Raw genomic sequence first — 23,686 nt, 5'->3', positions numbered from 1 at the left:
AATATTTATTGCTAAAGCCGTTTTTTGATTGTTTAAAGCCCGGTTTGCTAAGTACTAATTTTTTAGCTTCAGCAAAATTTCCGCCAATTCTTCTAACTTTGAAACTGTTTATGCAAAAGATCCTTGTTGCCAACCGTGGCGAAATAGCTTTAAGAGTAATGCGTTCTGCCCGCGAAATGGGCATTAAAACAGTGGCTGTTTACTCGGATGCCGACCGTAATGCGCTTCACGTTCGATATGCTGATGAAGCGGTGCACATCGGTGAGTCTCCTTCAAGTCAATCCTACCTTGTGGGGAGTAAAATAATTGATGCCTGCCATAAAACAGGTGCCGAAGCAATTCATCCGGGCTATGGGTTTTTAAGTGAGAATGCTGCATTTGCACGTAAGGTTAGGGAAGCAGGATTGATATTGATTGGCCCTTCGCCCGAGGCTATGGAAGTAATGGGTAACAAGTTATCGGCAAAGGCGGCAGCTTTAAAATATAATATCCCAATGGTACCCGGCACCGAGGAAGCCATTACTGATATTAATGAGGCTAAGCTTCGTGCTGTTGAGGTAGGTTTCCCCATATTAATAAAAGCGGCAGCCGGTGGTGGCGGCAAGGGGATGCGGATAGTGGAAAGCGCGGCTGATTTTGAAGAGCAAATGCAATTGGCGGTATCTGAAGCTGTCTCGGCTTTTGGGGATGGCTCTGTATTTATTGAACGTTATGTGTCATCGCCAAGGCATATCGAGATCCAGGTTTTGGGCGATACACATGGCAATATTCTGCACCTGTTTGAGCGGGATTGCTCTGTGCAGCGTCGCCATCAAAAAGTTATTGAAGAAGCACCTTCGTTTATATTAACGACGGAGATAAGGGAGCAGATGGGTAAATGTGCTGTTGACGTAGCGCGATCTGTTAACTATACCGGCGCTGGCACGGTTGAGTTTATTATGGATGAACAGCTGAATTTCTACTTTTTAGAGATGAATACCCGTTTGCAGGTTGAACACCCGGTAAGTGAATTGATCAGCGGGGTTGATTTGGTAAAAGAACAGATAAAAATAGCAAGAGGCGAAGCAATCAGCTTTAAACAGGAGGATTTGAAAATTAATGGTCATGCCATTGAGCTGCGCGTTTACGCCGAAGACCCTGATAATAATTTTTTACCGGATATAGGCACGTTGCAAACCTACATTACCCCAAAAGGTCCGGGTGTTAGGGTGGATGATGGCTTTGAGCAAGGCATGGAGATCCCCATTTACTACGACCCGATGATAGCCAAGCTGGTAACTTATGGTAAAGACAGAACCGAGGCAATTGAACGGATGATCCGCGCAATTGACGAGTACCACATAACAGGGATAACCACTACGCTTGGTTTCGGAAAGTTTGTGATGCAGCATGAAGCTTTTGTATCGGGTAATTTTGATACACATTTTGTAAAGAAGTATTTTACCCCCGGCTCGCTGCAAACCAGCAATGAAGACGAGGCTTTGATAGCAGCCATGATAATGGAAAAGCTATTAAGCACCCAGCGTTTAAAAGTAGCTGAAGTTGTTGATGGAAAGGTATCTGATTGGGTGAAGAACAGGCGTGCTGTTTAAACCGGTATTTTCCCAAATCTCAGTGACCTCCGTGCCTGCTCAGTATCTCTGTGGTTATTTTTTACCACGGAGTTCACAAAGAGATACGCAAAGTTACACAGAGAAAAGAGCAATTAACTCTTCAATAAACGCCGCCTGCGCCCCATTTATCTTTAATTTCGCTTCATCAATCTCAAACCATCCGGCACGGTCAATTTCGGGGAATGATTGTTTTTTGCCTGATTTGGGCGGCCATTCCATCTCAAATAAATTGCTGAAAATGGTTTCATGGTTGATATCACCTTCAACGGCCCATGCATAAACCATTTTACCACTTTTTAACTTAACAGGATTTAAAGGGATAAAATTGCCATCAATTGCCTGCCCGGTTTCTTCCTCAAATTCACGTTTGGCCGCTATAAACGATTCTTCATCATCTAAAAATTCGCCTTTGGGGATCGACCATGCACCCATATCTTTGTTTTTAAAGAATGGTCCGCCGGGGTGAACAAGGAAGACCTGTAGATGGGTGTTTATTTTACGGTATAATAAGATCCCGGCACTTTGATATGGCATTTTTAAAGATTTATCAGCAAGTTAACAAACACAAAAACTATTATAACTAAATTTGAGAGAATAAAAGCTATATTACCCATATGACCGACAACAAATGGACCAGCTTTAAAATAGCCGGCGATTATAATACAGATATAAGAACCCTTTACGAAGCATGGGCAACCACAGAAGGTATTGAAAAATGGTTTTTACGTAAAGCTAATTTTTATACCATCCCAAGACGCACCAGGGAACCTCATGAATTTATTATGACCGAGGATACCTATGAATGGTACTGGCACGGCTATGGTGATGATGCTGTTGAAAAAGGGCAGATTCTTGAAGCAAACGGAACCGATTCTTTAAAATTCACCTTTTCGGGCGGGAGTATTGTAACCATAAATATCTACAGTCGCAACGGAGTATCAATTGTTGAGCTTACGCAGGAAAATATCCCTGAAGAAGCTGATCCTTCAAAAAATTTATATATCCAATGCCAAATAGGGTGGACGTTTTATATGGCTAACCTGAAATCGGTAATTGAAGGTGGAGTTGACTTGAGAAATAAAAAATTAGAGCTAAGCAGTAATTTTAAATAGGAGCCAGGCCCACTCAAGGGGCTACCGTGTACCCACATCTTTTATTTAAATTAATTATCAAGAAAGGCTGCTCCGGTAGGAGCAAAATATTGGTAGAAAAATAGAAAACAATAAATTTTCGCTCCATAGGTGCGAAACCTATTGGACTATTTTACCACGGATTTTCGTTAATTAACCAAAAGGCGGAATAGGTGTTGTACCTCCGGCACAAAAAATATTTTTTGACATTTTTCTACCAATATTGAACCCCGCTGGGGTTTTATAAAAAGATGTGGGTACACTGTAGCTCAAGGGGGGATAACATGTGGTAATACCATATTTATCTGACACAAGAAATACTGTAATTAATTACATTTGCGCAAATCAAAAAGTTCCCCCTTTAGGGGGCCAGGGGGCCGACTATGTTTACAGGAATAATAGAAACTTTAGGAACAATAACTGAGCTGCGGCATGAACAGGGTAACCTGCACATTACGGTTGAATCATCAATAGCTGCGGAGTTAAAGATCGATCAGTCGGTAGCGCATAATGGGGTGTGTTTAACGGTTATCGCGTTAGCAGATGGCAAGCATACGGTTACAGCCATTGAAGAAACCTTAAATAAAACCAGCCTGGGCCACCTTAAAACCGGCGACCTGGTAAACCTGGAACGCTGCATGCAAATGAATGCCCGCCTTGATGGTCATATTGTACAGGGCCATGTTGATCAAACCGCAACCTGCATTGATTTTAAAGCGTTAGATGGCAGCTGGGAATACACCTTTGAATATGACGTAGCACAAGGCAACGTAACGGTAGAGAAAGGTTCCATTTGCGTAAATGGGATAAGCCTAACCGTTGTTAACTCACATAACAACAGCTTCTCGGTTGCTATAATTCCCTACACTTTTGAACACACCAACCTGCAGCATGTAAAAGCCGGTTCTGTTGTTAACCTTGAATTTGATATTATAGGCAAATACGTTGCACGATTAATGCAGCGTTAATTGTTAAGCTGCTCTACCCGGCTTTTTACAAAAGCTATATAGGTTTGTTGTTTCCCCGACGGGTTTGAAGCCAGGAACTTTTTATAATAGATGCGGGCATTTCTTTTATCATTCAATTTTGTATCGTATAAATTAGCCAACAGGTAATACAATATCGGGCTTTCGCTAAACTGTAACGCTTTTTGATAGGCCATGGCGGCTTTCTTATGCCTGTTTAAAGTAATGTCCCTGTCAGCAATTTCACCATAGTAGTTAGCAATGTAAGGAGAGATTCCCTGGGCAATAGCCTGGTTCAAAAAATTAATAGCCTGTACATTGTCTTTGAGTCCTTTGTAGCATAAGGCTGCATAGTAAAGGGTGTATTCAGTTTGTTCAATGGCTTTCAGGCTGGCCAAAGTTTCAGCGCCGCAGGCATAGTTGTTTAAATTATAATAAGAAATACCGAGCTTGGTAGTTATCATCCCGCTTACTGATCCCATTTGGACGAGCTTATTACATACGTCAACAGTTTCGGCCCATTTTTTTTCAGCGTAGGTTAACTTCATGGTGCTTAGCAAAATAATAACGTTATCCGGATCGCTTGCGGCAGCTTTATTTAGTATCAACAACGCCTTGTCGAATTGTTTAAGGGCAGTGTAAAGATCCGCCAGTTCACTTGCCACATCAACATCGTTAGGGTTGATCCTGTTAGCGTGTTCAAAATAACCGATAGCGGCAACGGTGTCGTTCTTCCTTTCCGATAACGATGCCAGCTGATTGTAAACTGTGAAATTCCCTGTATCCCGTAAAGCTACCTGTTTATAATATTGCTCAGCTTTTGGAAGATTACCGCGCCGTATATTTATGCCAGCCATGTTAAATAAGATGTTTTGGTTAGTAGTATCCATATCATAAGCACGCTGGTAATAAGCCTCGGCATCCGGAAGTTTATTCGCCATTTGCGATGTATAAGCCAGGCGGGATAAAACCTTCAGATCGGTAACTGGCTCGGGGAAACTCTTTTTCAGGTAATCTATAGCCTCATTATACCGCTGACTTTGATAATAGTCCATTAGCAGGGCATCATCTGGTTTTGATGATTGCTGAGCAAATGTGGTTGTAAACAGGCAGAGGAACAGGAAAGATGTAAGAATGGTTTTCATATAACTAAATTATTAGTTATAAATCATAAATCCAAATTTTCAAACATTTTATGTCAAGTGATGTTGCAACTATATAATTAAAACCAAAACATTATGGATAAGTTAAAGAAATTTGGGTTAATGGAAAAGATTGTCCATGAACTGGAAGATTTAAAAAATAGTCAGCAGGCGATCATTCAAAAACTTGCTAAAATAGAGGTAGATAATATGGAACTGGGTGATAAAAGACTTGAAAAAGACTTGCCCGATATGCACCAACGTGTAGCTGATAACCTTGATACCATTGCAAGTATCCTGGAAGATTTTGCTTCACAAACCGATAAGTTTAGCGATACCAACAATATTGCCGCCCTGAAAGAGCAGGACGCGATAAATAAGTTATAGGAGGTTAAAGCTGAAAGGTAAAAGGCGAAAGGTAGACCATCATGTTTTGCCTTTCGCCTTTTTTTTAAAAGCTTTTCAGCCTTTTACCTTTCGCCTTTATCCTTTCACCTCATTACTGGTACTGGATATAAATAGGAGCAGGCTTCAGGTCCAAAACTTCTTTCATAGTCAGCAAACGTTTTGGGCCATTCTTAATGTCGTTTTTATAAAATAACTTGAAACCGGTAAATTGTACCGGCTCACCCTGGATAAAGTATTTATAGGTACCTTTTTTTAGATCGGGGCCACCCCAGCCGTCCATATCCATTACAAACTGAATCTCAGGTCGTAGTTTTATATTTTTATAGTTTGTCACCATCTTTTTAGTAAAACGGTGAACAATAAATATTTTTGGCGGCAGGTTGTACTTTTTAACCAGCGATGCAAGGTATTGGGTAGTATAATTAATGTCATCTGCATCAAAAGTACCTATCCGCTTTCCGGGAACGCTACCTTCCTTCATAGAGAATTCCGGGTCGATTCCTAAATGCACATTTGGCATTACTAAATATTTCTCAAGCAAAGGCACCTCTTTTTGCACCGTACTAAAGCCAACCTGCAGGTCTAAAAACACCAATGCATCAATAGATTTGGCCATGCTGATTACGCTGTCAATCTGTTTAAAGGGCATGCGCAGGTTGTGCAGGCCGTTCCTGCCGGCATCAGCCTGGGCGGTAACACATATATAATGCAGGGCTGGTTTAACAGGGGTGCTGGTATCTGCCTTTTCCCAATTCTTTACCTCCGCTTTAAGCTTTGCCAGCATGATTTTTGGCGGATACTGACCCAATACCCCCATATTTTTTGAATACATATTACCATAATAGGCAACTATTCGGTTATACGGTAAAACTGCACCCGGCAAAGGATAGGCTTTAGTTTTTACGGGCCACCTTTTATCACCATTAGCCAGCTTATGCATCAATGAATCGTACAAAGTGGTATCCAAAGATTTAACGGTGGTATCATTAAATTTTAAATAATTGATTTTTGTAGCCGATGCCTTTGTAATGCTTAAAAAGCAAAGCAGGACTAATAGGAGGAAGGTAGATTTGATGTTTTTCAAAATAGGTGTTTATAGGTGTATGATTTATATGTTATTCGTTGTAGAGACGTGATGCTTCGCGTCTGAAACCATTAAGATTAATCATTATAATTAGGAACACAATTTGCCAGGTTTGTGAAACATATTGGCAGCTTGTCCGCATTTAGACGCGATGCATCGCGTCTCTACAAATTTTCCAATTGAATTACTCTATACTTTTTCCCTTCATGGCATGACTGATCGCCTGGTCCATTAATCGCTCGGCAAAGGGGCGGGTAAATTCATTTAATTCATCAATGGCTTTATGGATCTGGTCTTTATCGCCACTGGTTAATGAGCCTTTCAAAGTTTCAATATATTTATGTGTATCGGAAATTTCTGCGATCGAAACAAAATCACTGTTCTTTCTTAGGAAGCCTTCCACCGTTTTAACCATTTGCTCCCCTTCAACACGTGCTTCTATAAGCATCCGCTGGCTTACATCATCTTTTGCATGGGTGATGCTGTCCATTAACATTTGCTCAACCTGATCGTCGGTGATGCCGTAGGTTGGTGTAACTTCTACTTCCTGCTTAACGCCTGAACGTAGTTCAACCGCCTGGATCTTTAGAATCCCATCGGCATTCAATAAAAAGTTTATATCCACTTTAGGGAAACCTGCCGGCATGGATGGGATGCCTTTCAAATCAAATTCAGCCAGTTTGCGGTTTTCTTTTATCAGATCACGCTCACCCTGGTAAACGGCAATTTTCATATTAACCTGCCCGTCAATTGAGGTAGTGTACTGGCGACCAGCCTTTGTAGGTACCTTTGAGTTACGTGGAATGATGACATCCATTAATCCGCCCATGGTTTCAATGCCCAGGGAAAGCGGGGTGACATCTAGCAGCAAAATATCACTGCGATTGCCTGCTAAAACATCCGCCTGGATTGCGGCGCCAAGGGCAACAACTTCATCCGGGTTAACTTCATCATGAACAGGGCGACCAAAAAACTCAGCCACCATTTTTTTAACCAGCTCCGTACGAGTTGAACCGCCTACCATAATCACCTCATCAATTTGGCTGATATCCAGTTTTGCGTCTTTCAATGCATTCTGGCAGCAGGTAATGGTTTCCTGTACTTTCGGCAGGATGAGTTGCTCAAACGTAGTCCGGTCAATGGTGCACCAGATATCGCCTATTTTATCGTTCACCAAACTTTGGTGGGCAAATGCTTTTTTTGCCTCTTCGGCTTTAAGGCGTAATTGCTGGGCAAGCTTATTATCGGCAATTATATCAGCTTTGTTAAGCTGGTTTTTTTCTATCCAGTAATCAACTATGGCGCTATCAAAATCATCGCCCCCTAAAAAAGTATTGCCGTTTGTTGCCAATACCTCGAAAATGCCGTTTTGAATTTGCAGGATAGAAACATCAAATGTTCCGCCCCCCAGATCGTATACGGCAATTGTTTTTGTTTCTTCGGGGTTTAAGCCGATGCCATAAGCTAAGCTTGCGGCGGTTGGCTCATTTACAATCCGCAATACATCAAGTCCGGCCAATTTACCGGCATCGCGGGTAGCCTGGCGCTGCGAATCGTTAAAATAGGCAGGTACGGTTATAACTGCGCGGTTAACCGGTGTTTTTAAAGCGTGTTCGGCACGCGCCTTAAGCTCTTTTAATATCAGGCCCGAAAGCTCGATAGGTGTATAAAATTTATCGCCAACCTTTATTTTTACAAGGCTTTCAGAATCATCGTCAATTACCTTGTAGGAGAAAAAATCTTTGTAGTTTTCAATATCGTGATAGGAGCGGCCAAGCAAACGCTTCACAGAAAAGACCGTGTTTTGAGGATCGGTTATTAAATATTCCTTAGCCTCGTTACCAACTGTAATATCGCCCGATGCACCAAAATGCACTATTGAAGGTACTAAAACCCCCTTGCCGGTATCATTTATTACCTGCGGATTTTTATCCGGGTTAATAAAAGCAACCAACGAATTGGTGGTACCTAAATCAATCCCTACTATTAACTCTTCCTTTTGTATAGAACCCGTTGCCAGGTTGATAGAAACTTTAGCCATTACGATATATTAACAAAACGCAAATGTAGGATGTTTTAGTTGATGGTGTGTCATGTGAATTTCGGATTTCGAATGTTCTATTTCGGATTTACTAAATGCGGAAGTCGAAATGCCGATTGCGGAATGACTTAATTTCGGATTACGATTGTTCGAAAGATTCATCATCCCTTACAATAAGAGCCTTCGGCTCGATGCATTTTGTAACAACGGGTTTCAACCCGTTGAGAACTAATAGCACAAGTACGATGCATATCGATCTTAGGAAGTATTTATATGTACCGAACCTATGGTTCTTTTTTATCTGCTTTTTATAGCCAACGGATTAAAATCCGTTGTTACAATATAGGCCGAGGCTACGCCTCTGGTAATTTTTTTTTAGCGTTGTGGCAATGAAAATGAAGGGTTATAAATCTTTCGAACACTCTTAATTTGGGATTTAATTTAAATGCTGAAGTCGAAATGTCGAATGCGGAACGAATAATTTATAAATTCAATGATTTCTGATTCAGACAATCAACAAAATGTGCTTACTTTCACGCTAATGAAATTTTGCCCAAAACACTCCTTTTTACTGCTACTCTTAACTGCCACCGTTACTATTTCCAATGCCCAGCAATTTGGTGGTAATCCGCCATCCATAAAATGGAAACAGGTAAATACCCCTGCGGCAAAAGTTATCTTCCCTGTTGGACTTGATTCAATGGCGATAAAGGTGGCTAACATTGTGCAGCAAATGAATGGAGTTATCCAGCCTACCATTGGTTATAAGCAAAAGCAGGTAAGCATTGTAATGCAAAACCAAACCACTGTTGCCAATGCTTACGTTGGTTTGGCGCCTTTTCGCAGTGAGTTTTTTTTAACCCCCGAGCAGAATAGCTTTGATGTGGGTAGCCTGCCCTGGAACGAGCAACTGGCTATCCACGAGTTCAGGCATGTGCAGCAGTATAATAATTTTAATGTGGGCGTATCGCACCTATTAAAAGTGCTTTTTGGCGAGGGCGGCCAGGCGCTGGGTAACGGCCTTGCTATACCCGACTGGTTTTTTGAAGGGGATGCCGTTTTTAACGAAACTCATGTAAGTGAGCAGGGCAGGGGCAGGCTCCCGTATTTCTTCAATGGTTTCCGGTCTTTATGGGCTGAAGGGAAAGATTACAGCTATATGAAGATCCGCAATGGATCATACCGTGATTATGTGCCTGATTGGTATCCCTTGGGCTATATGCTGGTATCATATGGGAGAGAAAAATATGGCGATGATTTCTGGAAAAAGGTAACGCATGATGCTGCTGCTTTTAAGGGTGGATTTTATCCTTTACAAAGGGCCATAAAAAAATATTCAGGCAAGGATTTTGAAACGTTCAGAAACGACGGACTTAACCATTTTAAAAAGGCGTTTGGTCTATATGCGTCTTATGGTAACATACTTCCAAAAGCTGACACTTCTTTTGCCAAGCACCACAAACATTTCGACGCCAATAGGGAATACCCGGCTTTTGTAAACGATAGTACATTGATCTATCTGAAAAGTACCTATGATCACATACCTGTATTTGTGATCAAAAGCGGTAACATTGAAAGAAACATTAGTGTAAGAGATGTATCAATCGATGACTATTTTGCTTATCGTGATGGTAAGATCATCTACAGCGCCTACCGCCCCGATGTAAGGTGGAACTACCGCAACTACGGCGAGCTGGTTTTACTGGACATAAATACGGGAGAAGAGCAAAAACTTACCCGAAAAACCAAATATTTTTCACCTGCCTTTAGTGATGACGGAAAAACCATAGTAACGGTTGAAGAAGCAACATCCGGAAAAAGTGATCTTCACTTAATAAACACCGCAGATGGCAAGCTGATTGCTGTTATTCCGAACAAACAGGGTTTATTTTATACCTATCCTAAATTTTATGGTGCTGATAAGGTGATCTCTGCTGTACGAAACTCAAAAGGTAAGATGTCGTTAGCCATGATCGACATAAAAACAGGTGATGCAAAATACCTGCTACCTTTCTCCTATCAGCCAATAGCATTTCCTGTAGTGAAAAATGACACCGTTTATTTTACAGTTGCATCCGGAAAAGATGATAACTTATACGCGCTAAATATAACCACCGGTAAATTATACTGCCAGGCCGGTTATAACCATACAGGTTCATTTGGATTTTATCAGCCCGCTGTATCTGAAAGATCATTTGCCTGGGTTGGCTTTGCCGCCGAAGGATTTAAAGTGATTGAAGCCAAAAGGGAAGATCTCAAATGGCTGGAGAAAAGCGAGATCTGCTGTGATTTACCTGATTTTAATATTAGTGCTTTAAAAAGAGATTCATCAACCAATTTATTAGCTGCTATAAAGAACGAACCACTGCCTGCAACTAAATACTCCAAATCGTACCATTTATTTAACTTTCACAGCATTATCCCCAATATTAGCGACCCTAACTACGAAATATCTATAGCCGGAGAAAATGTGCTGAATACCATGCAAACCAATATCTCCTTTGATTATAACCGGGATGAGGGGTATAAACAATTTGGCTTTGATGCCATTTACGGCACATTGTTTCCTTATATTTCAGCGGGAGCCAATTATACAGTTGATAGGCGCGGATATTATAAAGGAAGCAATATATACTGGAATGAAACTCAAATTAATGCCGGACTGCAGGTGCCGCTTAATTTATCAGCTGGTAAACATTTAACCGGTTTACAGTTTGGTAGCGCGCTGGTTTATTCTCAAACTAATTTTCAGCAGGCTTACAGGAGTATGTTTAATGACAGGTCATACCTGTACAGCAGCAACTTTATATCCTTTAGCAATAGCACACAACAAGCCCGTAAAAATATTTATCCTATGCTGGGCCAAAGGATAAGCCTTTCATATAAATCGGCGGTTTCCGGTTTAACAGCGAATCAATTTTTAGCATCGGGTAATTTTTATTTCCCCGGCTTATTTACCAACCAAAGCCTGGTATTAAGTGCGGCACATCAGCAAAAAAATAAAAACAGCGTGATCAGTTTTTCTAACGACTTCCCATTTTCGCGGGGATACCAGGCGGAGAATTTGTACGATATGAATAAGCTTGGTGTAAACTATCATTTCCCGATAGCATATCCAGACGCAGGTTTTGCCAATACCTTTTACCTGCTGCGCATCCGTGGCAATGCTTTTTATGATTATACCCGCGCCACAGATTTTTTTACAAACGGAACCCAGTTTAAAGGTACTTTCCGCTCAACTGGGGCGGAGATCTATTTTGATACCAAGTTTTTTAACCAGGCATCTATAAGTTTTGGCTTTAGGTACAGTTATTTGGTTGATCCGGATCTTTTTGGCGGCAACGGGCATAACAGGCTTGAATTGATTGTGCCGGTGACTATATTTTAATTAGTGAATTAGTGAAGGAAAGATTTACGAAGTTTTAAAAACTTCTAAATCTGAAGATGTTTATTTAACCATGGAAAAATACGTAACCCTAAAAGTAGCGGATGGTACCGATATGAAGGCCTATACCGCTATCCCGGAAGGTGCCGCAGGGAAAACCAGTCCCGGTTTAATTTTATTACAGGAAGCTTATGGTGTAAACCATCATATCCGGGATATGGCCGACCGGTTTGCAGCGCAGGGCTTTGTTGTAATAGCGCCTGAACTTTATCACCGCACAGCGCCGCCATATTTTGAAGGCAGCTATACCAATTTTGAAGGGGTTAGGTCTCACGGTATGGCAATGACCCTTGAGAGCAACGAAGCTGATTTGAAAGCTGCATACCACTGGCTAAGTCATCATGAGCTGGTAAACCCGGAAAATATTTTCAGCATTGGTTACTGTATGGGTGGCAGGATCTCGTTTTTGGCTAATGCAACCTTACCGATAAAAGCCGGGGTAAGCTATTACAGCGGTTATATTTCAAAGGTTGCTGATAAAGCTGGCAGCGTTAACAGCAGGCACCTGTTTTTTTGGGGCGGGCTGGATAAGCATATCGGACAGGATCAGATTGATACCATCACCAAAGCTATGGACGAAGTAGGCAAGGAATACATCAACGTGAAAATTTCCTATGCAGACCATGGCTTTAATTGCGATGAGCGCGACAGCTATAATGAAAAGGCTGCTAAAGAAGCCTGGGCTTTAACGCTCGCATTTTTTAAGAATAATATGAGTTGATCAGGTTACCCTTTTTAATTCTTGCATCTTGATTCTTGACTTCTTGAATCTCTTGTGATAATTATATATTTGAAGGATGAAAAGGATATTATTCATAATACCAATTATAACCTGTTTTTTCGGCTGCTCATCAGATGTTAATTATAAACAAAAAGCAGTTGAATATTTAAAAACGAAGGTGCCGAACCCGGCTTCTGTTGATACCATTAAGTTTTTGAAACCTGATAGCATTTATACCACTTTTCGTGATAATCCTGAATACAGGTCATTAATGGTTGCTCTTAACAATTTTTACATTAAAGGAGATTCTGCTAACGTCAGAGAAACCAAAGCAGCGGTCAAAGAAAAAGAAAGAACCTACAAAAATGTTTTGGTTGGCTGGGATGTCAGGCTCATTTACAAAGCAAAAGATAAAAAAGGAACCCTTAAAACCGATACCTGCAGGTTTACTTTTGACAGCACCTTAAAAATAGTGAAGGATTTGAATGGCGTTGATCTGTGATCAACACCGAATACCATACTTAACTAACCTCTAATCTCCAATTAACAAATCTCTAATCTCAACTTCCGGCAACACTATCCTAAAAGTTGATCCTTTTCCCACTTCGCTTTCCACTTCAATTTTGCCGTTGTGTTTTTCAATGATCTGTTTTACAATACTTAAACCCAGGCCGGTTGATTGTTCGCCCTTTAAACCGGTGCGGCCTGCCTTTGAGAACGGGATAAAAATAATAGGTAGCATATCTTTAGGGATGCCCAAACCACGGTCTTTTACTTCTATAATGATCTGTTGGTTCCTTTTGCTTAAAAATACCTCGATCTTGCTTTTCTCTTTGGAGAATTTAAGCGCGTTTCCAATAAGATTATCCAGCACACGGGTAAATTTTTCATGATTTATTTGTGCATAAACAGGACTTATTGAACTAATAAGCTCAATGATATTTTTAGCCTCTTGCTGGATCTTCCAACCTTCAATATTATTCCTCAATAAGGTATTAAGCTCGGTTTTGGCGGTGATGAATTCTACCGAATTTTCATTCCGGGCAGACTCAAGGAGGTCGTCAATTATGGTACGGGCTCTTATGCATGATGCCTTCATCAGGTTTAGGGTGTCCTGTGTATCTGCATCAATATCTTCCATTTCCATCATCATGGCTAATGTTTCTACAGCAGCTATAGGATTCCGTAAATCATGTGCTACTGTACCCAGCAACTGGCTTTTAAATTCGCTTCCCCGTTCAATCTCCAGGTTTTTTTCCCTGATCTCGTTCACCTGCATCCAGTAATTGGCTTTGTAAGAGAAAAAGTAGCGTGATATCAAATAAAATCCCCCTAACAAAATAATAGAAACCATCTGATTATAGATCATTTCGGTAGGGTCGGTATGACTATGGATCAGTAACGAAGTAAATAATAATTCAACCGCAATGATGAGTATAATGGTTTCGTAATATTCAAATACGCACAGAATACTGATAACCGTTAATGATATTAAATAAAGTGTAAGGGCATTTCGCGGGTTAGCCGTTGCAATAAAGCTGCTGAACATCCCGCAAAGAATAATATACAGCGAAAATGAAAAAACAAACAACGACATTATGGCAGTGGTTTTTTTGTTTTTCCTGAATTCATCGATCAAAAAATTGCTGATAATATAAAATACCAGCGCCGATGCCATAAAAACCCAATTGGTAATATCAAACTCCGGAAAATTCTCGGCCCGGGTAAGGCTTAATGGGAAAATAAAATATAGCGCCCTGATCACTACATTTAACACCAAAAAAATAACACTCCCTACGCGTACAGAAGCCAGGTTTTGGTTTGTATAGTAATCGCGATAGGCGTTTTTATATTTTCCCGGTAAATTTTTAAAAAGATGCTTATCCAAAATAGTGTGATTATTAGGGCATAGCAAAATTATAATTTTTTACTTAAGAAAAGGTCAATAAATGTCAGATTACCGGGCAATGACAAAGTAGCGGATGATTTTATTTTTAGGCGACAATTTAGCAGTTTTGGGAATATGGCAGGTGAATTGATGGCCTTGAGTTGATTAGGTTGAATGGGTTGATTGAGTTGAATATGTTGTGAAAATGCACAATTCAACAGTCCTTCCAATCCATTGAAAACAACAAATTAAAACATAACCATGAATTTTAACAATTTTACCATAAAAGCGCAGGAAGCTGTTCAAAAGGCTTCGGAAATTGCGGTAGGGAACCAGCAGCAGGCTATTGAAACTGCGCACCTGCTAAAAGGTTTATTGCTGGTTGATGAAAACGTAATATCATACCTGTTAAAAAAATTAAACGTTAACCTTAACCGCTTAAATGCAACTTTAGATGAACAGATAAGCTCATTCCCAAAGGTTAGCGGGAGCAACGCTTATCTATCATCGGGTTCAAACTCAGCTTTGCAAAAGGCAACGGCTTACCTTAAAGAATTTAAGGATGAGTTTGTATCTGTTGAGCATATTTTACTGGGAATTTTATCAGTAAACGATAAAACAAGCACCGCTTTAAAGGATTATGGCGTAAACGAAAAAGACCTTAAAAAGGCTATTGTTGCCCTACGAGGCGATAATAAGGTAACCGATCAGAATGCGGAAGCTACCTATAATGCCCTGAACAAATATGCCCGTAATTTGAATGAGTATGCCGAATCTGGCAAATTGGACCCGGTTATTGGCCGTGACGAAGAGATCAGGCGGGTGATCCAGATCCTTTCGCGCCGTACAAAAAACAACCCGATATTAGTTGGTGAGCCTGGTGTTGGTAAAACCGCCATTGCCGAAGGGATTGCCTTCCGGATAATTAAGGGCGATGTGCCTGAAAGCCTGAAAACAAAAACCGTGTACTCGCTTGATATGGGTGCGCTGATTGCAGGGGCCAAGTATAAAGGCGAGTTTGAAGAACGTTTAAAAGCTGTTATTAAAGAAGTAACACAAGCCGATGGCGAGATTATTATGTTTATTGATGAGATCCACACATTAGTTGGCGCAGGCGGCGGCGAAGGTGCTATGGATGCGGCCAATATATTAAAACCGGCACTTGCACGTGGCGAGTTAAGAGCTATTGGCGCAACCACATTAAACGAATACCAGAAGTTTTTTGAAAAGGATAAAGCTTTAGAGCGTCGCTTCCAGATGGTATTGGTTGGTGAGCCGGATACTGCCGATGCTATTTCTATTTTACGTGGATTAAAGGAACGTTACGAAACCCACCATAAGGTGCGGATAAAGGACGAGGCTATTATTGCCGCAGTTGAAATGTCACAACGTTATATCTCTGATAGGTTTTTACCTGATAAGGCTATCGACCTGATGGATGAAGCCGCTTCTAAATTACGTTTAGAAATGGATTCCGTACCTGAAGTTGTTGATGAGCTTGACCGCCGCATTATGCAGCTGGAAATTGAGCGCGAAGCCATTAAACGCGAACGTGATGATAAGAAAGTAAAAGAGCTGAGCGAGGAAATTGCAAATTTATCTGCCGAACGCGATTCATTACGCGCCAAATGGCAGGGTGAAAAAGACCTTGTAGACGGCATTAACCAAAAGGTTGAGCAGATAGAGAACTATAAGCTGGAAGCTGAACAGGCCGAACGCGCAGGTGATTACGGAAAAGTTGCCGAATTACGCTATGGAACAATAGTAAAGACACAACAGGAAGTTGAAGACCTAAAAAAGGTTCTGCTTGAAAACCAGAGCGACAGCCGGATGCTGAAAGAAGAAGTTACTGCCGATGATATAGCAGGTGTAGTTTCGAGGTGGACCGGCATCCCGGTTTCAAAAATGATCCAGAGCGAACGTGAAAAGCTTTTGCATTTGGAAGAAGAACTGCACAAGCGTGTGGCAGGGCAGGAGGAAGCTATTGAAGCAATAAGTGATGCCATTCGCCGCAGCAGGGCCGGGTTACAGGATAAACGTAAGCCAATTGGCTCGTTCATATTTTTGGGCACTACAGGTGTTGGTAAAACGGAGCTGGCCAAAGCATTGGCAGAATACCTGTTTAATGATGAAGGCGCATTAGTACGGATAGATATGAGTGAATACCAGGAACGCCATGCGGTTTCAAGACTGATAGGAGCGCCTCCAGGCTATGTGGGCTATGATGAAGGCGGACAATTAACTGAAGCCGTTCGTCGCAAGCCATACAGCGTAATATTGCTGGACGAGATTGAAAAAGCCCATCCGGACGTGTTTAATATATTACTACAGGTTTTGGATGATGGCCGCTTAACCGATAATAAGGGCCGGGTGGTGAACTTTAAAAATACCATCATCATTATGACCTCCAACATCGGCTCAAACCTGATAATGGATAATTTCCAGGAATTGGAAGATGATAACAGGGACGAAGTGGTGGCAAAAACCAAGAACCAGTTGTTTGACCTGCTAAGGAAAACCATTCGTCCGGAGTTTTTGAACAGGATAGATGAAATCATTATGTTCACACCGCTTACCCGGGATGAAATAACTGATATTGTGAAGCTGCAGTTTAAACAGTTACAACAAACCCTTGCCGAAATTGGGATCACCATGGAAGCATCGGAAGAAGCGCTTGACTGGCTGGCACAGCTGGGTTACGATCCGCAATTTGGAGCAAGGCCTTTGAAACGTGTAATCCAGAAAAAGATCCTGAACGAACTTTCAAAACAAATCCTTGCCGGAAAAGTGGACAAAGACAGCAAAATAAAGCTGGATATGTTTGATAACCAGTTTGTGTTTTTGAATGAGAATTTGCTGGATAGGGTTGAGTGAGGGATAAGTTGATTGGGTTTAGTAGGTTGGATTAGGTTGATTAAGTTAATCGATCACTAATTCAAGAAATCACTAATTAAAATAATAACTCCATCATATAGAGACAAAGGCTGCTTACGGGCGGCCTTTGTCGTTTTAAAAAACGGATTATCATAAAAAAATAACACTTTTTCATAGCAGGATTGTTAACTGAATATTAGTATAATCTTAATAATCAACAGGCTATGAAAGAATATATTGTTAAGAAGGATGTCACCATTAATGCTGAGCCTTCGGTGGTTTGGGATGCATTAACCGATCCGGTAAAGACAGAAAAATATTTTTTTAACTGTAAAGTGGTCTCTTCGTGGAAAGCGGGGAGCCCGATAACTTTCAAGGGTAGAATGTTTTTAATCATCCCCATAAAAATGAAGGGCAGGATCTTAAAGATCGAACCTGAAAAGCTGTTGCAATACAACTTAAAGAATAGCAGCGACGACTCTTCAACTTTTTCGACAGTAACTGATAAGCTAACCTATAAAGACGGCAAAACCATATTATCAATAACTGACGATGTTGGAAATGGCGGCGATGCGGAAAAAAGATATAGTAAATCTGTTAAAGGCTGGGATAAAATTCTTAAAGGACTGAAGGAAATGATAGAAGAAAACTGATCACTTATTTCACTCAATTTTTTTAGCATCATGAATCCCGTTTTGATAAAGGGTTGCTTTAGTTATTTGGCCTTTATCATCTTTAATAAATTCAATTTCCGCATCAACTACTTTTAAAAAGAATTTGCTGTTGCTTTCTGCAAACAGCTGTACCTTTCCCTGCCCGGTTGCCTGTCCGTATAAGCTGTTTCCTTCGCGGGTTATGGTTAAAATAAAGCTTGGGGCAAGTTCATATTTACCGGTATACTTTTGCAGAAGAGTATCTGCTACCATTACTTCCTTTCGTGATTTTGAACGGTTTAATCCCTTAAAGTCGTAAACTTTAGCAACGCTGTTCACAATTTCGTTTATAATACGTCCGTCATCTGAGTTTACCATCACCACAACACCATTCCCGCCCTCCAAACTACCGAAATACTGGCACCTGAAGCCTTCGTTTGCCCCGCCGTGTTCAAAGTATTTTACCCCATCCTGTAAGCTATCTATAAAAACCCCTAATGCCGCACTTTTGTCAATGTATGGGGTTAACCTTAACCTGGTGGTTTTCTGGTCAAGAACCTTGTTGGATTTTCCCTGCAAAGCCAGTTGCGTTTCGATGATGTATTTTGAAAGATCAGTAGGGTTGGTCCACAAGCCTGCCGCGGCTTGCTCGGGGTAAATATGATAGTTGCCTTTTACCGCCGTTCCATTATCCCGGTAAGCTGTGGCCAGTAATCCGGGCTTTTTATTCAGTGGTGGTTGGGTATAAGTACTGCTGTTCATCCCAAGTGGTTTCAAAACATTGTCGTACATAAATTTATCATAAGCCTGGTGGGTAACATTCACTACTATAAGCTGTGAAATGGTAATCCCACCGCCCGAATATTCCGATTTTATGCCCGGCGCGTACATGGAACGTACGGCAGCTGAATTGGTCGGCTTTTTACCGTCAAGAATTTGTGGAATGGTTGGTAATTGCTCCCCCTTTTCGTAGCCGCCAAAACCATGTACGGTTAAACCGCCTGTGTGGCTCAGCAGGTTAGCAACAGTTATCTTTTTATTTTTAGAGAGCGAATCGTAAGGGAATTTCCAACTGGTGAGGTAAGTGTTGATATCGGCATAAAGATCAATTTTTTTATCCTGCACCAATTTAAGCACCCCAACCGAATTTAGTGATTTACTGATGGACGCCGCCTGGAACAACGTTTGCGGCGTTACCGGCACCTTCAGAATGTCATTTGCATAGCCGTATCCTTTTGCCCACTCAATTTTATAGTTGTGAATAACCGCAACGCTTACACCGTGTACTTTATAAAAAGTCATCCGGTCCAGCATGGTCATAGGGCCATCATTTCCCGTTTGGATATTTGGGAGCAGGTTTTGCTCAACGCGCTGGATCTTTTCATTGACCTCTGACGAGTATTGTGCGAAGGCATTTATTTTGATGAATAGAATTAATATGCCGGTAAATAGCAGGATACGGGTTTTCATAGCGGTTTGGGTAATTAAAAACAAGATACGCATAAACTGATTTATTATCACAAATTAATGTGCAATTGGCATAAATGCATACTTATGGGGGCGTTTGAAACGAAGATGACCTTGCGCGTTGACCTTCAGAACTTATCACAACAAATCATCAAAAAGCAAACAACGCAGATGTTTTATGGTTATCAATTAAAAGAACTACTTAAAAGAATCTAACCATGATAACATATAACAACCTAGTGGAAGCCACTAACGATTTAATGAAAAGAGGATACACCGAAAACCTGAGTTTGGAAGGTGATACGATAGACGATAAAGATAAAAATATCCGCATGACGGCAGACGATATTGAGATTGATGAGTTCTACCGTTTTGAGGGTGCCAGTAACCCAGACGATATGTCGATAGTTTATGCGGTTACTTCAAAAAAATACAACTTAAAGGGTGTGCTGGTTAATGCCTTTGGTACTTATGCCAATGACAGCTCATCGGCTATCCATGCAAAACTAAACCACGACCAGGTGAGCGATAATCTTCACAGGGAAGATAAACCTGAAGTCTAATTTTGTATTGCTCGTGAATTGATGCTTAGTCTTGTAAACTCAAATCAGGATTATTCACTAAAAAGGTGTAAATATTTTCCATGATGGACATAATTTTGATTAATCAAGTAAAAGTGAAACACTCTGATTATGAGTTATTTATAATAAATTATTAAAAAAGCAAAAAATTAATAATTATTGATTGTCAGGCACTTATATATTGTACTTTACTTAAGTATCTTATAGTCAGCATGTTTCAGAGCGTTCCACCTGCTCCGCGTGTAAAAATGGAACGCTTTGCCGACGTTGACACACAAACGTTCGCTTCGCCCCATTTAAAGCTACGGCTGCACGCGGTTAGAGAAGAGTTCAGGGTGAGGTGACTGTTTGCTTATGTCGAACTCACCAATTCAGAGGAGCATAAGGAGCTATAAAATCCTGCTTTCTAAAACATTGCAAGTAATTTCTTCCCTCTCGATTGAATAGCTGGTGAGCCGTTCCGCATCAGGAACTTAATTTGGCTTGCCAGCTCTTCAGCTACCCATGGGTAACGGTGACGCAGGTTAAACAGCGCTTCGGATGCAAAAACTTTAACGGCAACTTTAACTTTTGGATCAATCATCCAGTCGAAACAATGTTCAACTGCGGGTTCAAGATCCAACGCTTGTAATTTGACTTTTATTTCTGGCAACATACCAGGATCAGTTAAATGCATTAGTATTTTCGCATAATGCCTTTGCGGGCCGGGGTGTTTAACATCCTTAAATCGTAATAACAAATAATCAAGGTTTGTCTCATATCTTAAAGGATCGGCTAACAAAATATTTTCCAGGATCCAGCTTGCACGGAAGGCCATTACTTTATCCGGGTAAAAAGTAATATCAATCAAATCGCGCAAGGCAAATTGCTGCTCACTCAGGATCCGCCCAAGTTCAAGTACTTTAGGTTTTCCTAATGAATTTGTAATTTGCTTTATAAGCTCGTCTTTTGAGATCATCCAATTGGGTAAAAGGCGAAAGGTGAAGGGTTAAAGGTATCACTCGGCCAATAAAAATCAAATAATAACTTTACAACCTTTCAACATTACAACGTTTCAACAATCAACAAAAACTCTACATTTGCTATCCGTTAATTGAAAATTTACAAATGGTTAAATTCAACCGATTTACTTTAGATAATGGCTTGCGTGTTATTGTGCACGAAGATCATACAACCCCAATGGCAGTGCTTAACATTCTTTATGATGTTGGCGCCCGCGATGAAGACCCGGAACAAACCGGCTTTGCGCATTTATTTGAACACCTGATGTTTGGCGGCTCAGTAAATATTCCAAGCTATGATGAGCCTTTGCAGCGTGTAGGCGGCGAAAATAATGCCTTCACCAGCAACGATATTACCAATTACTATATCACGCTTCCATCCGCAAATATAGAAACTGCCTTTTGGCTGGAGAGCGATAGGATGCTAAGCCTGGCATTTAGCGAAAAAAGCCTTGAAGTGCAGCGCAACGTGGTGATCGAGGAATTTAAGCAGCGCTACCTTAATCAGCCCTATGGTGACGTTTGGCTTAAGTTGCGGCCGATGGTTTATAAAAAACACCCGTATCAATGGGCAACCATAGGCAAAGAGATCAAACATATTGAGGATGCGAAAATTGAAGATGTTAAAGCATTCTTTAAAAAACATTATAACCCGCAAAACGCCATTATGGTTGTTGGGGGCGATGTTAGTTTGGAACAGGTAAAACAACTATCTGAAAAATGGTTTGGACCGATCCCGATGGGTGAAAAGTATCACCGCGATTTGCCACAAGAGCCTGAACAGCATGACGAGCGCCGTTTAACGGTTACAGCCAAAGTGCCGCTTAATGATGTGTATATAGCTTTCCAGATGGGTGACCGTTTGGACGAATCTTATTATGTGGCCGAGCTGCTTTCAGATATACTTTCGCGCGGCAACTCATCACGTTTATACCGCAGCCTTGTAAAGGAAAAGCAGATCTTTAGCGAAGTGCATGCCTACATGACGGGTAGCCTTGATAAAGGCCTGTTTGTATTTGAGGGCAAGCCGCTGGAAAATATCAGTATTGAAACTGCCGAAGCCGCTATTTGGGATGAACTTGAAAAGATAAAAATAAATGAGATCCCGGCTGATGAATTAACCAAGGTTAAAAACAAAACCGAATCAACCATGATATTTTCAGAAATGTCATTATTGGACAAGGCGATGAACCTGGCTTCATTCGAGCTGCTGGGTGATGCTGACCTGCTAAACCAGGAAACAGCCAAATACCTGGAAGTTACAGTTGAGCAGATAAAAGAACTGGCCAATAAATTATTCAGAAAAGATAATTCTTCAACGCTAATATATTTGGCGGAGAAGGTTGCCTAAACACCCATTGGTAATCACCAATGACTAATGACCAATGACAAATGACGATAGATAGAAAACAAGCTCCTGAATTCAGGGCCATAGATAATATAAACCTGTTAAGGCCCGCTCATCAAAAGCTGGATAATGGCTGTAATATATTCTGCTTTAACTCCGGAGACCAGGAACTGGTTAGGATAGAATGGATCTTCGGTAATCAACACTTTAATCCTGAAAAACCTTTGCTTAACGTGGCCGTAAATACCATGCTAACCGAAGGCACAAGTAAGCTAACCGCAGCGCAGATTGCTGATAAGGTAGATTTTTACGGGGCCTTTTTGCAGGTTGATTATGGGTATGACAATTCGGTAGTAACGCTTTATAGTTTAAATAAGCATTTACAGCATACTTTACCGGTATTGAAAGATGTTTTAACCGATTCTATCTTTCCTGAAAAAGAATTGGAAACTTACATCCGCAACCAGCAGCAAAAGTTGCAGGTAAGTATGCAGAAAAATGATTTTGTTGCCCGTCGTGCTTTTAGCAAAGCATTATATGGCGATACTTTATATGGGTTGAATGCTGACGCTGATACCTATAAAACACTTCACCGTGAGGATATGCTGATCCATTTTAAACAAATGTACCAGCCATCAAACTGCACCATAATTATTGCAGGAAAAATTGAACCTGGAATACTTGAGCTGATAACCAACACTTTCGATAAGGGCTGGACTAATGGCGATGTTAAGTCAGATACGAGTCAGCCTGACGTTAAGTCGGCCTCAGAACATTTTTATTTTACTGAAAAACCTGATGCTTTACAATCGGCAATCCGGATGGGTTTGCCTGTTATTAATCGTACCCATAAAGATTTTCCGGCATTGCAGGTGCTAAATACTGTTTTAGGCGGATATTTTGGGTCGAGGTTAATGGCTAATATCCGCGAAGATAAGGGTTATACTTATGGCATTGGGTCAGGCATAAGCTCATTTAAACATGCCGGAGCCATGTTTGTTGCAACCGAGGTTGGCGCTGATGTTTGCAAGGCGGCAATAACCGAAATTGAAAAAGAAATAGAGCTGCTAAAAACTGAGTTAATCTCTGAAGAAGAACTGTCCCTGGTACGCAATTATATGCTGGGTTCGCTATTAGGCAGCCTTGAAAATGTTTTTTCGCATGCTGATAAATTTAAAAACCTGTATTTCGCTGGGCTTGATTACGATTATTACGACAGGTATGTTGATGCAGTAAAAACAGTTACTGCCGGGCATTTGAAAGAACTGGCCAATGAGTATTTAAACCTTGATAAGTTTTATAAAGTTGTTGTAGGTAAAATGTAG

19 protein-coding genes are annotated in these 23,686 nt (G+C 40.9%); 12 read left to right on the top strand and 7 right to left on the bottom strand.

The features are described 5' to 3' along the window. The first annotated feature begins 110 nt into the window (after window positions 1-110). Complete coding sequence (accC, locus tag BUE31_RS06200) at window positions 111-1,592, top strand: acetyl-CoA carboxylase biotin carboxylase subunit (RefSeq protein ID WP_073401231.1); 1,482 nt, start codon at window positions 111-113, stop codon at window positions 1,590-1,592. Between the two features lie 93 nt (window positions 1,593-1,685). Here accC and BUE31_RS06195 read toward each other — a convergent pair whose 3' ends face one another. After that, a complete protein-coding gene (locus BUE31_RS06195) occupies window positions 1,686-2,147 on the bottom strand; it encodes an NUDIX hydrolase (protein ID WP_073401230.1) in 462 nt (153 codons plus the stop codon). A gap of 80 nt (window positions 2,148-2,227) precedes the next feature. Here BUE31_RS06195 and BUE31_RS06190 point away from each other — a divergent pair, with 80 nt between their 5' ends. Then, window positions 2,228-2,725, top strand: coding sequence for an SRPBCC family protein (locus BUE31_RS06190; RefSeq protein ID WP_073401228.1), 498 nt, complete (start codon window positions 2,228-2,230; stop codon window positions 2,723-2,725). Between the two features lie 401 nt (window positions 2,726-3,126). Then, complete coding sequence (locus BUE31_RS06185; RefSeq protein ID WP_073401227.1) at window positions 3,127-3,711, top strand: riboflavin synthase; 585 nt, start codon at window positions 3,127-3,129, stop codon at window positions 3,709-3,711. Here the strand turns inward: BUE31_RS06185 and BUE31_RS06180 are convergent. After that, the gene (locus BUE31_RS06180) at window positions 3,708-4,853 is read right to left on the bottom strand and encodes a tetratricopeptide repeat protein (protein ID WP_073401225.1); all 1,146 of its coding nucleotides are present in this window, start codon (window positions 4,851-4,853) and stop codon (window positions 3,708-3,710) included. The genes BUE31_RS06185 and BUE31_RS06180 overlap by 4 nt on opposite strands. A gap of 93 nt (window positions 4,854-4,946) precedes the next feature. On the opposite strand from BUE31_RS06180, the gene BUE31_RS06175 reads away from it, so the two are divergent. Further along, complete coding sequence (locus BUE31_RS06175; RefSeq protein ID WP_073401223.1) at window positions 4,947-5,237, top strand: hypothetical protein; 291 nt, start codon at window positions 4,947-4,949, stop codon at window positions 5,235-5,237. Between the two features lie 112 nt (window positions 5,238-5,349). Here BUE31_RS06175 and BUE31_RS06170 read toward each other — a convergent pair whose 3' ends face one another. Together BUE31_RS06170 and hscA are read right to left on the bottom strand one after the other, a co-directional pair. Continuing rightward, window positions 5,350-6,342 carry a hypothetical protein gene (locus tag BUE31_RS06170; RefSeq protein ID WP_073401221.1) on the bottom strand — a complete coding sequence of 331 codons (993 nt, stop codon included), beginning with the start codon at window positions 6,340-6,342 and terminating at the stop codon, window positions 5,350-5,352. 184 nt (window positions 6,343-6,526) lie between these two features. Then, window positions 6,527-8,383: a Fe-S protein assembly chaperone HscA gene (hscA, locus tag BUE31_RS06165; RefSeq protein ID WP_073401219.1), complete on the bottom strand. Its 1,857-nt coding sequence runs from the start codon at window positions 8,381-8,383 to the stop codon at window positions 6,527-6,529. 541 nt (window positions 8,384-8,924) lie between these two features. Here hscA and BUE31_RS06160 point away from each other — a divergent pair. The 3 genes from BUE31_RS06160 to BUE31_RS06150 all read left to right on the top strand — a co-directional run bounded on the left by BUE31_RS06160 (window position 8,925) and on the right by BUE31_RS06150 (window position 13,051). Then, window positions 8,925-11,771, top strand: a complete 2,847-nt coding sequence (locus BUE31_RS06160; RefSeq protein WP_143167024.1) for a TolB family protein — start codon at window positions 8,925-8,927, stop codon at window positions 11,769-11,771. Window positions 11,772-11,841: 70 nt separating this feature from the next. Further along, window positions 11,842-12,549 (top strand): dienelactone hydrolase family protein, encoded by a 708-nt coding sequence (locus BUE31_RS06155; protein ID WP_073401215.1) that lies wholly within the window; start codon window positions 11,842-11,844, stop codon window positions 12,547-12,549. A 76-nt stretch (window positions 12,550-12,625) separates the two neighbouring features. After that, window positions 12,626-13,051, top strand: coding sequence for a hypothetical protein (locus tag BUE31_RS06150; protein ID WP_073401213.1), 426 nt, complete (start codon window positions 12,626-12,628; stop codon window positions 13,049-13,051). A 30-nt stretch (window positions 13,052-13,081) separates the two neighbouring features. Here BUE31_RS06150 and BUE31_RS06145 read toward each other — a convergent pair whose 3' ends face one another. After that, window positions 13,082-14,437, bottom strand: a complete 1,356-nt coding sequence (locus BUE31_RS06145) for a sensor histidine kinase (protein WP_073401211.1) — start codon at window positions 14,435-14,437, stop codon at window positions 13,082-13,084. A 261-nt stretch (window positions 14,438-14,698) separates the two neighbouring features. On the opposite strand from BUE31_RS06145, the gene clpB reads away from it, so the two are divergent. Both clpB and BUE31_RS06135 read left to right on the top strand, forming a co-directional pair. Further along, window positions 14,699-17,311, top strand: a complete 2,613-nt coding sequence (gene clpB / locus BUE31_RS06140; RefSeq protein ID WP_073401209.1) for an ATP-dependent chaperone ClpB — start codon at window positions 14,699-14,701, stop codon at window positions 17,309-17,311. A gap of 224 nt (window positions 17,312-17,535) precedes the next feature. Continuing rightward, window positions 17,536-17,964: an SRPBCC domain-containing protein gene (locus BUE31_RS06135; protein WP_073401208.1), complete on the top strand. Its 429-nt coding sequence runs from the start codon at window positions 17,536-17,538 to the stop codon at window positions 17,962-17,964. Between the two features lie 9 nt (window positions 17,965-17,973). Here the strand turns inward: BUE31_RS06135 and BUE31_RS06130 are convergent, their stop codons facing one another. Next, window positions 17,974-19,434: a serine hydrolase gene (locus BUE31_RS06130; RefSeq protein ID WP_073401727.1), complete on the bottom strand. Its 1,461-nt coding sequence runs from the start codon at window positions 19,432-19,434 to the stop codon at window positions 17,974-17,976. Window positions 19,435-19,649: 215 nt separating this feature from the next. Here BUE31_RS06130 and BUE31_RS06125 point away from each other — a divergent pair, with 215 nt between their 5' ends. Continuing rightward, window positions 19,650-19,994: a phosphoribosylpyrophosphate synthetase gene (locus tag BUE31_RS06125; RefSeq protein WP_073401206.1), complete on the top strand. Its 345-nt coding sequence runs from the start codon at window positions 19,650-19,652 to the stop codon at window positions 19,992-19,994. A 424-nt stretch (window positions 19,995-20,418) separates the two neighbouring features. Here BUE31_RS06125 and BUE31_RS06120 read toward each other — a convergent pair whose 3' ends face one another. Further along, window positions 20,419-20,970, bottom strand: coding sequence for a hypothetical protein (locus BUE31_RS06120; RefSeq protein WP_073401204.1), 552 nt, complete (start codon window positions 20,968-20,970; stop codon window positions 20,419-20,421). A 149-nt stretch (window positions 20,971-21,119) separates the two neighbouring features. Here BUE31_RS06120 and BUE31_RS06115 point away from each other — a divergent pair, with 149 nt between their 5' ends. Beyond that, entirely contained in the window at window positions 21,120-22,364 is a 1,245-nt protein-coding gene (locus BUE31_RS06115; RefSeq protein ID WP_073401202.1) for a M16 family metallopeptidase, read from the top strand. Window positions 22,365-22,405: 41 nt separating this feature from the next. After that, window positions 22,406-23,686, top strand: a complete 1,281-nt coding sequence (locus BUE31_RS06110) for a M16 family metallopeptidase (RefSeq protein WP_073401200.1) — start codon at window positions 22,406-22,408, stop codon at window positions 23,684-23,686.

Origin of the sequence: Mucilaginibacter sp. OK098, from assembly GCF_900142915.1 — a bacterium.
Taxonomy (GTDB): domain Bacteria; phylum Bacteroidota; class Bacteroidia; order Sphingobacteriales; family Sphingobacteriaceae; genus Mucilaginibacter.
This window is presented reverse-complemented; position numbering and strand designations above follow the sequence as displayed.